Consider the following 12,505-nt stretch of genomic DNA (forward strand, 5'->3'; position numbering starts at 1 on the left):
GGCCGGCGGCTGCGCGGTCTGGTCGACCAGGCGGTCGAGCGGGCCGCCGGGGTGCCCGCCGGGCTCGTCGACTGGGTGGTCGCCAACGTGACCTGCCCCGGGACCATGGTGGACCGCATTGTGCCGGCCAGCACCCCGGAGACCATCGACGCGGCCCGGCGGGCGCTCGGCGTGACCGACCTGGCCGCGGTGGCCGCCGAGCCGTACGCGCAGTGGGTGATTGAGGACGACTTCCCCGGCGGGCGGCCGGGCTGGGAGCACGCCGGGGCGGTGCTCACCGGCGACGCCGGTCCGTGGGAGCGGTTGAAGCTGCGCACCCTCAACGGCGTGCACTCGGCCGTGGCGTACCTCGGCGCGCTGGCCGGCCGGGAGACCATCGCCGACGCCCTGGAGATCCCGCACCTGACCGACGTGCTGCGCCGGCTGATCGCCGAGGACGTCGCGGCCAGCTTCACGCCGCCGGACGGGGTGCGCGTGGTCGACTACGGCGAGCAGGTCCTCGCCCGGTTCGCCAACCCGGCGATCCGGCACCGCACCCTGCAGGTCGCGGTGGACGGCTCGCAGAAGTTGCCGCAGCGCATCCTGCACACCATCGCCGACCTGCGCGCGTCCGGGCGGTCCGCGCGCTGGGGCGCGCTGGTCGTGGCGTCCTGGTTGCGCTTCGCGCTGGGGTACGCCGACGACGGCGGACCGTTGCCGTTGCAGGACCCCCTCGCGGGGCCGATCCGGTCCGCCCTGGACGCCGGAACGCAGAGCCCGGCCGGCGCGGTGGACGCCGTCTTCGCGCTGCGCGAGGTCATCCCGGCCGAGGTGGCCGACGACGACGAGGTACGCGCCGAGGTGACCGCCTGGCTCACCGCGCTCGGACGACACGGCGTCGAGGCGACCCTGGCCGGTGCCCGGTGAGCGGTGCCGCGCGGGCCGGCGCCCCGGGGACGTCGGCAGTCCTGGCCGGCGTCTCGTGAACGGGTCGGCGCCGCCGCCGACGGTGGCGGTGATCGGGGCGAACGGGCACGGCCACTGGCACCGGCGGGTGATCGCGCCGCTGCACGCCGGCGGCCGGCTGCGATTGGTCGCCCTGGTCGACGTCCAACCGGTGCGCGACGAGCGGGAGGCGCCGGTGCCGCCCGGGGTCGGGGTGTTCACCGACCACCGGGCGATGCTCGCCGCCACCCGACCGGAGGTGGTGGTGATCTGCACCCCGCCGCACACGCACCTGCCGATCGCCCGCGACGCCTTGGAGGCCGGCGCGGACCTGCTGCTGGAGAAGCCGCCGGTGCTGTCGCTGGCCGAGCACGACGAGCTGACCGACGCGCTGGCGGCGACCGGCCGCGTGGCCCAGGTCGGTTTCCAGGCGCTCGGTTCGGCGGCGCTGACCGCGCTGACCGACGCGCTGGCCGCCGGCCGCCTCGGCGCGGTCACCGGCATCGCGACCGTCGCGGCGTGGCAACGGCCGGACGCCTACTACGCCCGCTCCCCCTGGGCCGGCCGCCGGAGCGTGGAAGGCCGACCGGTGCTGGACGGCGCGCTGGCAAACCCGCTCGCGCACGCGGTGATGCAGTGCCTGGCCGTCGCCGAGGCGCTCGGCGGGGCACCACCGTGGCCGGTCGCCATCGAGGTGGAGCGCTACCGGGTGCGGCCGATCGAGGTGGAGGACACGGCGGTGCTGCGGGTGCGGTTCCGCGCCGGCCCACCGGTGCTGGCGGCGGTCACCCTGGCATCCGAGGAGTTCGTGGCGGGCGAGGTGGTGGTGACCGGCACGACGGGACAGGCCGTGCTGGAGTACCCGACGGACCGGTTGCGCCTGCCCGGTGACGTGGTGACCCGCCGCGTCCCCGGTCGACGGGGCCTGCTGGAGAACCTGCTCGCTCACCGCGCCGACCCGGCCGGGGTGCCGCTGATCGCCCCGCTGGCCCGTACCGCGCCGTTCACCGCCCTGCTGGACGCGTTGCGGGCCGCGCCCGAGCCCCAACTGCTCGGCGGGGAGGTTGTCGACGCGGTCGCCGACGGTGACGAGCGGGTGTTGCGGATCCGTGGCGTGATCGAGGTACTGCGTCGGGCGGCCGAGCAGGGCGCGCTGCCCAGCGAGCAGGGCGTGCCGTGGGCCGTGCCGGCGTACCGCGCGGACCTGGCGTAGTGGTGGCGCCCTGCGGTGGCGAGGGTGCCCCGGTTGTCCTTTGCTCTGCTTCAACCGAGGCAACACTTCTGCCCCAAAGGTGTTGCGTGGGTTGAAGCAGAGCAAAGGAGGCGACGGGTCGGTGCCCGCCCCTCCTCCGACACTCGGGGCAGGCGGCCGACGTCAGGAGAGGCGGCCCTCGGAGCGACTGTCCGTGCGATAACGTGCGTCCACATGGGAACAGTTGACCTGGCCCTGGCCGTCGCGGTCGGCGTGGCCAACCTGGCCGTCGCCGCCGTGCTGCTCGCCAGGAGCCGCGGTGGCACCGTGGCACCCCGGATCCTCGGCCGCCCGCAGCCGCTCCCCCGCCTGCGGGCCGCGATGCACGCCTGCCTGGGGCTGGGGCTGGGGGTCGGCTGGCTCGTCAAGGACATCTTCCCGCCCCACTCCACGGGCGACGCGGTGCTGTTCATCGTCATCAGGGTCCTGCTGGTGGCTGCTCTCGTCACCGCCCTGCTGGTCGCCTTCCGGCACGTTCGACCCGCGCGGGATGAGACCGCCCACTAGCGGCCGGCACCACTGCAACATTCCTGCAAACAATTTATATTGACCGATACAAAACCGCGAACCTACCGTTCCTGGTGAATGCCGAAACCACCACCAGCGAATGGGAAAATCAATGCGCGCACCCCTCGTCGGGGCGACGGTGATCGCCGTCCTGGTCGGTGCCACACCTGCCGCCGCCGCTCCCCGCCCCGACACTTCCGCCGCCGATCGGCTCTCCTGGTCGGCCCGTCACCTCGGTCGGCAGGCCCTGCCGGAGCGGGACGGCTGGGCGGCCGAGGGCGTCGGCACCACAGGCGGTTCGGCGGCGCAGCCGGAGCGGACCCGGGTGGTCCGCAGCAGGGCCGAACTGGTCGCCGCCCTCGGTGGCGACAACGCCGCCAACGCCACCGACGCCACGCCGAAGCTGATCTACGTGGCGGGCGCGGTCGACGGCTTCGAGGGGCCCGACAGCACAACACTGAGCTGCGCCGACCTGGCCGACCCGGCGTACCGGCTGGACGCCTACCTGGCCGCGTACGACCCGGCGGTCTGGGGTCGGGTGGCACCGGCCGGGCCGCTGGAGGAGGCCCGGGTGCGCTCGGTGGCCAACCAGACCCGCCAGACCCAGATCAACGTCGGCCCCAACACCACAATCGTCGGCCTGCGCGGCGCGCGACTAACCGGTCTCACCCTCATGATCGACCGGGCGTCCAACGTCATCGTGCGCAACCTGACCTTCGTCGACGCCCGGGACTGCTTCCCCGCGTGGTCGCCCACCGACGGCGACACCGGCAACTGGAACAGCCAGTACGACCAGATCTCGGTACGCCGCAGCGAGCACGTGTGGGTCGACCACAACACGTTCACCGACGGCGACAACCCGGACAGCGCCCAGCCCGTCTACTTCGGCCGGCCGTACCAGGTGCACGACGGGTCGCTGGACGTCACGCACACCGCCAGCGGAGTCACCGCCTCATGGAACCGCTTCACCGGACGGGACAAGCTGATGCTGATCGGCTCGTCCAACACGGTCGGCCCGGACGTGGGTCGGCTGAAGGTCACCCTGCACCACAACCTCTTCGACGGCGTCCTGCAACGGCTACCGCGGGTGCGGTTCGGTCAGGTCGACGTCTACAACAACCTGTACCGGCTGGGCGGCGACGGCTTCCAGTACGCCCTGGGCGTCGGTGTGCAGTCGGCGATCTACGCGCAGAACAACTTCTTCGCCCTCGACGCGGGCGTCGACCCGGCCGACCTGCTCTACGACTGGGGCGGCACCGCGCTCACCGAGCGCGGCTCCTGGGTGCGCCAGGGCGCCGGCCCGGCCCGGCCGGTCGACCTGCTCACGGCGTACAACGGGGCGCACGACCCCGACCTGGGCGACGACGCCGGTTGGACACCCACCCTGCGCCGCGACCCGGTCCTGCCGGCGCCGCTGCTCCCGCTCCTGGTGGGCCCGCTCGCCGGGGCCGATCGGCTGCCGCTGTGACGACTCGCCATGGTCGGGTCGGCGACGTACCGGGCCATCGATGGGGGGAAGATCGGCTATAAGTGACGCATGGACTTCCCGCCGCACCTGGGCAGCATGCCGATGCACGCGATCACCGAGATCCACGGCGAACCGGGCCTGCTGGAGCGCTTCCGGCTGGAGGTCGAGCGCTTCGACGACGGCGAACGCGCCCGCCTGTCCGCCGCGCTCGACCTCGCCGCCGAGCTGCACCGCGACGACCGGCGGGTCCGCGAGCCGTACCTCAACCACCTGCTGCGGGTCGCCATCCGGCTCATGCACCACTACCAGGTCCGCGACGTCGACGTGATCGTCGCGGGTCTGCTGCACGACGCGGTGGAGGACCACCCGGCCGAGCTGGCCGACGGCGGCGGCGACCCGAGGGCCGCGGCGCTGGCCGCGCTCGCCGCGCGGTTCGGGCCGCGGGTGGCCACCCTGGTCGCCGCGGTCACCAATCCGATGTACGACCCGCAGCGCGACCGCAACGAGCAGTACCGGGAGCACCTGGCGGTCAGCCTGGACCGGGAACCCTGGGCGCGGGTGATCAAGGTGTCGGACTTCACCGACAACGGCGTCGGGGTGATCCACACCGTCGGGCCGAAGGTCGTCTCGTCGGCCCGGAAGTACCGGCCGCTGGTGCCGCTCTTCCGGGACCTGATCGGTCGTGCGGACACCCCGCTCTCGCCTGCGGTGAAGGCCCACATCTTCGGCCAGCTCGACCTTGCCGAAGAGCGGTTCAGCGCCATCCTGGACCGGCCGGCCCACTCGCACTGAGCTGAGCTGAGCCGGGACGCGCGCCCGACGGGTCAGGCCTGCGTACCGCCGCCGAGACCCGACGCGGGCACGAACCCGTCCCGGCGCAGGCCCTCGCGCACCAGGTGCTCCAGCCAGGAGGTCGGGGCGACACCCAACTCCCGGCCCAGGTCGGCGCGGAACAGCTCCAGCCGGCGTACCGCCTCGTTGATGTTGCGTTCGGCCAGGTGCACGGCGATCAGCACGCGGGTGGCGCTCTCCCGCAACGGTTCCAACTGCACGGCGGTCAACGCCACCTGCACCGCCTCGCTGAAGCGTCCCTGCGCGGTCAGCCGTTCGGCCAACGCCTCCAGCGCGTACAGCTGGGTCTGGCGCAGCCGCTCCCGCTCGGTCAGCACCCAGTCGTCGTACCAGCCGGGCAGCAGCTCGCCCGTCGCCAGCGCCGGCACCCCCGCGCCGACACCCGCCGGCGCCCCGCCGGCCAGCAGCGCCGCGGACGCCGCGCCGAGCGTGGCGACGTCGCTGGTCACACCGGCGGCGAGGGCCAGCCGGTCGTCCTCCTCGACGAGGGGCTCGGGGGTGACCCGGTGCAGCCGCCAGAGCATGGTGCGCAGGTTGGCGCGGGCCCGCTCCTCGTGCGAGCCGGGCCAGAGGGTGCCGGCAGCCTCCCAGCGGGCGCACCGCTGGCGTACGCCGAGGTAGGCGAGCAGCCGGCGTGCGCCCTGCGGCACCACGACGGACCGGCCGTCGCGTTCCAGCCCGAAGCCGCCGAGCAGACGCAGCGTGTACCGGGTTGGTCGCGCCACGCCGGCCTCCTGCGCCCCGGAGCGGACGTCCTGCGTCACCTCGTGAACTGCCATCCCTGCGCCCTTCGCACCCGATCACCGGTGTGAGAGTTCCACGCTCGGGTGTGGACGGTCCGCACGCCAGCGCAGTGTCGTCACACCGACCCGGCGAACGGCGGGGATCAGCCGTTCGCCGGAGCGATGACCGGCCGTTCAGCGCAGCTTGCTCAGCGTCCGGGCGTAGCCGGTCCACTCGGCGGCGTCGCCGACGTCGGCGCGTACCCCGGCCTCCTTCATGATGCCGAGCACCCGCTCGGCCGGCGCCTCGGCCAGCTTGCCGAGCGTGCTGATCCCGGCGCGGGTCAGCGCCGCGCGGGCCTTGGTGGGCACCCCGGCGAGCATGGCGATGTCGGCGTCGGCGACGTTCTCCAGTTCCGCGTCGATACCGAGCGCGGCGGAGACCGCCGACTGGGCGCCCGCCGTGGTCCGGACGATTGCCGCCTCCCGTTCGCTGACCTCGACGACCATCGCGTCCACGCTCGGGTAGCTGCTGTCCGCCGGCAGCACCTTGAGCACGTCGCGGATCGTCCGGCCGTCGGCCACCTGGTCCTCACCGAAGGTACGGATGAACTCCACCACCTTCACCTCGCGCGGGAAGCGCTGCCGCACGTCGGCGTTCTCGACGGCGTACCGGTCGAGGTAGGCGGCGCCCCGGACCTTCGGGCCGGCGACCACGTCCACGCCGAGGGTCTCGACGGCGGGCAGCACGATCGTGCCGGCCTTGGTCTGCCAGATGCTGACCTTCTTGTCCATGAACATCGTGGTGCCCATGTACCGGCCGAAGTCGAGCGTGCCGATGTAGTTGGGGATCTGCTCGAGCTGGTACGGGCCGGGGCTGACCTTCGTCTCGTGCACCGTGGAGTGCAGCCGGTTGATCTCGGCGCGGATCTCGTCGAGCAGCCGGCGCAGGCTCACCCGCATCGCCGCCATGCAGGAGAACGCCTTGGCCAGGTCGGTGCCGAGGTGGTCCAGGTCGTGCTCGATGCGGTGGAACCGCTCGTTGAAGCCCTGCTCGCCGGTCGTCTGCCCGGCCTGCACGACGTCCTCGCCGTCGACCCAGTCGGTGTGGGCGAAGGTGCGGGCGAACGGTGGTGGCGCGCAGCCCGGCTCCACCGCCGGGAACGGCTCGGCGTAGCTGAACACCCGCTTCGCGGTGCCCACGTTCTCGTAGATCCAGGAGGAGACCAGCACGCTGGCGTCCGACTGCGGGATGCCGTGTTCGGTGAACATCCGGTAGAGCTCGGTGACGGTCACCCCGTCGTAGTTGATCTCGCTCGCCATGATGATGTCCCTCTCAGAGCTGGTCGTACACGCCGCGGTGCCGGCGCTGCTGGAAGGTGCGGAAGGTCCGGGCCACCGCCGGGCGCAGCGGCTCGGCGTCGCCGTCGGCGTCGAGGTCGACGTGGTCACGCCGGATGCCGAAGGTGTTGATCTCCACGCCGAGCGGGCAGACCCGCGTCAGGGTGTTCATCAGCCGCTCGTACTGGGCCAGGGTCAACGCCACCCCGTCGGGCAGCTCCACCCGGAACTCGTACGGGTCGGTCAGCCCGGTCCGCACGTAGGACAGCGCCACCACGGCGACCAGCCCGGCGTGGGTGGGGCGCAGCGTGGTCCGCGCGCCGACCGCCTTGATGTCCGCGGTGCCGCCGCCGAGCCCCACGGTGTACCAGCGGAAGCCGGTGGCCCGCCGCTCGGCCAGGTTGAGCCCGGCCTGGGGCAGCCCGATCACGCTGCACACCAGCAGCACCCGGTTGCCGGTGTCGACCAGCGGCAGCGCGGCGGCGAGATGCTGGTCGCGGAGCAGGCCGACCAGCCGGGCCAGCCGGTCGGCGGCGGCCGGCTGCCCGGCGATCAGCGCGGACGCCAGCGCCGCCGGCAGCTCGATGGTCTCCACCAGCTCGTCGGGGAGCCGGTTCAGCGCGGCCACCACGGGCGCCGGGTCGCGTACCGCGGGCAGGCCGGCGGCGGCCAGGACCGCATCGACCGGCTGCCCGGCCGGCCGGGTCGGTACGCCCGCCCACCGGGTCCGGGCCGCCGCGTCGGTCATCGGCGTCCACGCCGGCTCCCCCGCGCCCGTCCACGCCGTCGCCGCGGCGGCCAGGCCGGCCAGCAGCAGCGCGTTGCCACCCGGGTCGCCGGGCGCGTGGAACTGCGCCTCGACGGCCACGTCGGCGCCGACCGTGGCGGCCGTCGGCGCGGTCACCGCCAGCCCACGGGTGGGCAGGTGCGACAGGTACATCCTGGTGGTGCTGATCCGGTGCGTCGTCTGCACCCCGCACACCCGCCACAGCCACGCCACCTCGCCGTCGGCGGCCACCGTGGGCACACCGGCGGCGCGGGCGGCGGCGATCAGGGCCTCGGCGGTCCGGTCGCCGGTGACCGCGCGACCGGTGTCCAGCACCCGGTTGCGCAGGTCGGTGGCCTGGGCGGGGGTCGGCCAGCTCACGTCCACGCCGAGGCCCAGCTCGTAGCGACTGCCACCGGCGTCGTCCTGGGCCCGGGTCACCTGCCACACCAGGGTCGAGCCGAGCGCCCGGCAGACGCGCCCGGCGCGGTCCAGCGCGGTGGCCAGCGGCGGCGCGATGGCGTGCGCGCTGTCGAAGGCGTACGACTGCCGCAGGCTGGCGCGCAGCGCCGTGACCTCGGTCAGCCGGCCGGACGGCAGCGCCCGAGCGGCGTGCGTGGTGTTGTTCGGCGGGGTGTTGGCGGGCAGCACCAGGCGGTCGCGGCGCAATTGGGCGAGGAAGTTGGTGCGGTGCTGCGGATCACCGGCGGCGACCAGCCGGATCGCCACTGCGAACCGGTCGTCCTCCTCGCGCAGCGTGAACCGGACGCCGCCGGGCAGGTCGGCGAAGAGCCCCGCGTTCGGGTCGGTGTCCGCGCCGGGGCCGTTGAGCAGCCGGCGTATCGCGCCCGGAGTGGGCAGCAGGAACCGCCGGTAGAGCCCCAACCGGTGGGCGTACGCGGCGTCCGCCTCGCGGGCCGGCGGCGCCAGCCGGCGGGCGTACACGTCGCCGCTGGCCGGCTCGTGCACCAGCTCGTCGACGAACCGGGCCACCCCGACGTCCGCGCCGATCCGGTCCAGCGCGTCACGCCGGGCGTGCGCGAGGGTCCGGTAGGCGTGCACCTCCCGCGCCGTGCGGCGCAGCCGGTGCTTCTCGTACGACACCAGGTAGAGCAGCCGGCCCAGGTTGCCCTCCACGACGGCCAGCTCGACCAGGGCGGTGAGCGCCGCACCGGTGACCGCCGTGGCGGCCGCCCCGTCGACGGCCCGCTCGGCCGTCACAGCGACGGAAAACGGCGCTACCAGCGGCTCGTCGGCGGTGTCCGGCGCGTACGCCGGCACCGACGCTCCCGCGGCGGACCAGGGCGCGAAGACCACCGGCGGCAGCACCCGCTCGTCCCCGCCGCCGCCGGGGTTGACGGTGACGCTCACCCGGACGGTCTCCTCGACCAGGTCGCGACGCAGCACGACGGTGAGCAGGGGGTGCCGACTGGTCCAGTCCACCGCGGCGGCGCCGGTGGTGGCGAGCGGCACAACGACCCGGCGGACGGTCCCCGGGTAGGGGCCCTCCAACTGGTCGACGAGGTTGCGTTCGACGGACGGATCGGCGCCGTCCACCGGCACCCGGATGTCGGTCATCGCGCCCCCGCTCAGACGATCCGGAACGGCCGGGGATCGTCCCGGTCGACGTAGACGGGCACCTGGTTGGCGGCGAGCACCGCGTTGTCGCCGACCGGCAGCCGCTGCACCCCGTCGCCGGTGGGCGCGCTGCCGGTCACCACCACCGCCGAGTCGGCCGGGAAGCGCACAAGGCGCAGGCCGCGTACGTCGGCGACGCCCGGCTCGTTCATCAGCGTCCAGATCACCTCGGCGGCCCGGACCGGCTCACCGAAGGGCAGCTCGTCGACGTAGCGGCGCAGCCGCGCGTGCAGCCGGGCGCGCAGCTCGGTGGCGGCGGTGGACGCGTTCACCGTCTCCTTCGAACCGGTGGGCAGCGGCAGGCCACGGATCACCAGGTCCGCCTCGACGCCGATGCCGACCTCGTCGGCCCGGTCCACCGAGGCGAAGATGCCCACCGGGCGCAGGTCCTCGATGACGGACTCGACGGCGGCGTGCAGCCCGTCCGGCCCGTCCCAGATGGCGGCGGCGGTCGGCGCGACGAGCACCGTGACGTAGTACGGGTTACCCAGGTCGCGTTCGGTGCTGAAGACCCGCTCGATGAAGTTGAAGTTGCCGAAGATCGACTGGTTGAGGTCCAGCCCGCCCCGGCCGTCGAAGACCTGCACCTGACGTACGCCGGGCACGGTGGCCACGGCCAGACCGATCGCCTCGGCCGTCCAGATCGAGCGGGGCGCGGCCAGCAGCAGTTGCCGGTAGCGGGCGTCGGAGACCTGCTGTTCACCCCCGGTCAGCGCGACGGTGTGGGTGATCTCGACCAGCTCCTTGCCCGCCGCCTGCTCGGCGTCGTCGAGGTCGGCCAGCAGGGTGTCGGCCCGGTTCCAGCGGTCGATCTTCTGGTTGGCCTGCGTCGGGTCGAGGTTGTGCGCCGGGCCGGGATAGAAGGCGGCGACGGCCGGTTCGCGCTCGCCGACGGCGGCGGAGAGCACCACTGTCTCGTCCAGGGCCACGTGGTGCCCGCCGGGGGTGGACAGCCGGGCGCCCCGGGGCAGCGTGAGCGGGGTGTGGCCGGCGGGCAGCGCCGCCTTCAGCTTCAGTTTCACCGTGCCCCGCGCGGGCAGGTACGGCCGGGCGATGCCGAGTTCCTCGCCGAGGCGGGTCAGCGCGTCGGCGGTCGCCGACACGACGAAGGAGTTGTCGTAGACCGCGCCGAGCGCCGCCCACAGTCGGGCGTCCTCCAGGGCGGCCAGTTCGAGGACCTTGCGCAGCACCGCGCCGCTGGTCAGGTCGACGTCCTCGCCGAAGAGCAGCCGGGCGGTGGCCAGCTTCTCGGCGAGCAGGCGGGCGAAGGACTTGGGCACGAAGCCGGTCTCGACGATGCCGAAGCCGGTCGAGCCGGTGGCCCGCAGCGCGGCGGCGTCGACGGCGAGGACATCGGCCAGCTCGGCCGGGAGGGTCGGGTCAGACACTGGGCAGCTCCCCGAGGCGCACCGAGAGCCGGTCGTCGGTGATGGTTTCGAACTGGACCTGCACCTGCAGGGTGCGCGACGAGCGCAGGGCGGCCGCCGCCGCGTCGTCGGCACTTCCCGCGCCGAGTCGGCCGTCGTCGAGGTTCACGTCGACGATCTTGCGGACCCGGGGATCGCGGTCGAGCAGCGTGATGATGCCGATGCGGACCTGCTCGCGGATGAGATTCGGCTCGATCTGCTCGGCGAGGGCGTTGAGCCCGTCGAAGCCGAAGGTGGCGTCGAAGACGTTCGAGCCGCGCAGCGTGGTCAGCGCCACCGCGAGGCTCTGCGCCACGTTGCCGGTGCCCTCGACGAGGGCCAGCGCCCGGCCGTTCGGGCCGTCGTCGAAGACGATGTCCCGGGCCAGGTCCACCCCGGGCATGGTGGGTTCGAAGACGAGGCCCCAGCCGAGGTAGCGGCGCTGGGCGGCCTGCCGTTCGCGCTCGGTGCGGTCCATCTCAGACCGCCTTCAGTTTGCTCTGCCCGGCGGTGGCCGCGAGGCCGGAGGTGCTGCCGTTGGTGGCGCCGCTGAGGGTGTCCAGCGCCACCCCGGCGCCCCCGACGTGCAGCTTCTGCGCGGCCCCGGACGCCGACACGACGTTCTTGCACTGCACCGTGGAGCTGCTGTCGGTGATCGCGCACCCGCTCACCGACTTGCCGGTGATGCCGTCCGGGCGGACGACCGGGGCGCCGGCCACCGTCAGCTTGGCCTGCCCGGCCGGGGTGACCGTGCCCTGGCTGGGGCAGTGCACGTTGCTCGACGTGGTGAGCACGAATGCCATGTCGTTCTCCTCAGTGGACGTTCATCGCGTTGTCGACCTGGACGTCGACGTCGTCGGCGGCGATGCTCACCGTGCCGCCGCTGATGTTCACCGCGCCGTTGCCGGCGTCCAGGTCGATCCGGGTGGCGGTGATGGTGATCGAGCCGTCCTGCTTCATGACGATCGACGACCCGCCGGCGGCGTGCTCGATGGTGATGCTGTCGGCCTCGTCGGCGCGTTGCGGGCGCTGCCCCCGTCCCTGCAGCTGGTCCCGGCCCACCCGCACGGTCAGCTCGCCCAGCTCGATGACGCGGTTGCCGTCGCCGTCGGTGAGGTCGTGCGTGACCTTGCCGTCGTGGTCGGCGGGCACCACCGAGTCGCCGATCGACGAGCGGCTGTTCGTAGCCACCCCGACCGGCAGCGACAGCCACCAGTCCCCCGGCTGCGACACCGGGGCGTGCCCGGTGGGCCAGAGCGCGCCCACCTCGACGGGGTCGTCGGGGGCGCCGTTGCGGTAGGCCAGCGCCACCCGGGTGCCCGGATAGCGGGGCAGGATGAGCCCGCACCCGCCCCAGGCGAACGGGGTCAGGTAGGTCACCCCGGGCAGCGGCGCGGGCTGTTCCCGGCGTACCGGCAGACGGCGGGCGGCGTTGGGCCGGCCGTCCGAGCGGACCAGGCCCTCCCACACCGTCTCGGTCTGCGCGGGCGGCTCGACCGCGCCGCTGGCGTTGGTGGCGGCGGCGCGTACCTCGCCGATCTCCAGGCCGCGCGTCTCGCCCCGGGCCGCGCGGGCCGCGCGGCGCACCGCCTCGGCGGCGGCCACCCCGGGCGACGACGCCGGGCCGGC

12 protein-coding genes are annotated in these 12,505 nt (G+C 73.9%); 5 read left to right on the forward strand and 7 right to left on the reverse strand.

The features are described from left to right. From ABZU46_RS27660 to ABZU46_RS27680, 5 genes are all read left to right on the forward strand, one after another. A partial coding sequence (locus ABZU46_RS27660) for a mannitol dehydrogenase family protein (protein ID WP_354862299.1) occupies window positions 1-906 on the forward strand: 906 nt, incomplete at its 5' end. Window positions 907-961: 55 nt separating this feature from the next. Next, on the forward strand, window positions 962-2,137 hold the full coding sequence (locus ABZU46_RS27665; protein ID WP_354862300.1) for a Gfo/Idh/MocA family oxidoreductase: 1,176 nt from the start codon (window positions 962-964) through the stop codon (window positions 2,135-2,137). 213 nt (window positions 2,138-2,350) lie between these two features. Continuing rightward, window positions 2,351-2,683, forward strand: a complete 333-nt coding sequence (locus ABZU46_RS27670; RefSeq protein ID WP_354862302.1) for a hypothetical protein — start codon at window positions 2,351-2,353, stop codon at window positions 2,681-2,683. 112 nt (window positions 2,684-2,795) lie between these two features. Then, complete coding sequence (locus tag ABZU46_RS27675; RefSeq protein ID WP_354862304.1) at window positions 2,796-4,151, forward strand: polysaccharide lyase family 1 protein; 1,356 nt, start codon at window positions 2,796-2,798, stop codon at window positions 4,149-4,151. 69 nt (window positions 4,152-4,220) lie between these two features. Then, entirely contained in the window at window positions 4,221-4,943 is a 723-nt protein-coding gene (locus ABZU46_RS27680) for an HD domain-containing protein (protein ID WP_354862305.1), read from the forward strand. Window positions 4,944-4,975: 32 nt separating this feature from the next. Here the strand turns inward: ABZU46_RS27680 and ABZU46_RS27685 are convergent, their stop codons facing one another. The 7 genes from ABZU46_RS27685 to ABZU46_RS27715 form a co-directional block, all read right to left on the reverse strand. Further along, window positions 4,976-5,782, reverse strand: a complete 807-nt coding sequence (locus tag ABZU46_RS27685) for a BTAD domain-containing putative transcriptional regulator (protein ID WP_354862307.1) — start codon at window positions 5,780-5,782, stop codon at window positions 4,976-4,978. 138 nt (window positions 5,783-5,920) lie between these two features. Continuing rightward, window positions 5,921-7,048, reverse strand: a complete 1,128-nt coding sequence (locus ABZU46_RS27690; RefSeq protein ID WP_354862309.1) for a hypothetical protein — start codon at window positions 7,046-7,048, stop codon at window positions 5,921-5,923. A 13-nt stretch (window positions 7,049-7,061) separates the two neighbouring features. Beyond that, entirely contained in the window at window positions 7,062-9,410 is a 2,349-nt protein-coding gene (locus ABZU46_RS27695; protein WP_354862310.1) for a hypothetical protein, read from the reverse strand. A gap of 11 nt (window positions 9,411-9,421) precedes the next feature. Further along, complete coding sequence (locus ABZU46_RS27700; RefSeq protein ID WP_354862312.1) at window positions 9,422-10,858, reverse strand: baseplate J/gp47 family protein; 1,437 nt, start codon at window positions 10,856-10,858, stop codon at window positions 9,422-9,424. Further along, the gene (locus tag ABZU46_RS27705) at window positions 10,851-11,354 is read right to left on the reverse strand and encodes a hypothetical protein (protein ID WP_354862314.1); all 504 of its coding nucleotides are present in this window, start codon (window positions 11,352-11,354) and stop codon (window positions 10,851-10,853) included. The genes ABZU46_RS27700 and ABZU46_RS27705 overlap by 8 nt, the downstream gene beginning before the upstream one ends. A 1-nt stretch (window position 11,355) precedes the next feature. Beyond that, window positions 11,356-11,679 (reverse strand): hypothetical protein, encoded by a 324-nt coding sequence (locus ABZU46_RS27710; protein ID WP_354862316.1) that lies wholly within the window; start codon window positions 11,677-11,679, stop codon window positions 11,356-11,358. A gap of 10 nt (window positions 11,680-11,689) precedes the next feature. Beyond that, the coding region (locus ABZU46_RS27715; RefSeq protein ID WP_354862318.1) for a hypothetical protein at window positions 11,690-12,505 on the reverse strand (816 nt) is incomplete at its 5' end.

The organism is Micromonospora sp. NPDC005197 (assembly GCF_040608295.1).
In the GTDB taxonomy this organism is placed as follows: Bacteria; Actinomycetota; Actinomycetes; order Mycobacteriales; family Micromonosporaceae; genus Micromonospora.

Excerpts from the sequence above, each read along its gene's own strand:
- ABZU46_RS27670 (WP_354862302.1), top strand. The coding sequence starts at position 2,351 with ATGGGAACAGTTGACCTGGCCCTGGCCGTCGCGGTCGGCGTGGCCAAC.
- ABZU46_RS27675 (WP_354862304.1), top strand. The coding sequence starts at position 2,796 with ATGCGCGCACCCCTCGTCGGGGCGACGGTGATCGCCGTCCTGGTCGGT.
- ABZU46_RS27680 (WP_354862305.1), top strand. The coding sequence starts at position 4,221 with ATGGACTTCCCGCCGCACCTGGGCAGCATGCCGATGCACGCGATCACC.
- ABZU46_RS27685 (WP_354862307.1), bottom strand. The coding sequence starts at position 5,782 with ATGGCAGTTCACGAGGTGACGCAGGACGTCCGCTCCGGGGCGCAGGAG.
- ABZU46_RS27690 (WP_354862309.1), bottom strand. The coding sequence starts at position 7,048 with ATGGCGAGCGAGATCAACTACGACGGGGTGACCGTCACCGAGCTCTAC.
- ABZU46_RS27695 (WP_354862310.1), bottom strand. The coding sequence starts at position 9,410 with ATGACCGACATCCGGGTGCCGGTGGACGGCGCCGATCCGTCCGTCGAA.
- ABZU46_RS27705 (WP_354862314.1), bottom strand. The coding sequence starts at position 11,354 with ATGGACCGCACCGAGCGCGAACGGCAGGCCGCCCAGCGCCGCTACCTC.
- ABZU46_RS27710 (WP_354862316.1), bottom strand. The coding sequence starts at position 11,679 with ATGGCATTCGTGCTCACCACGTCGAGCAACGTGCACTGCCCCAGCCAG.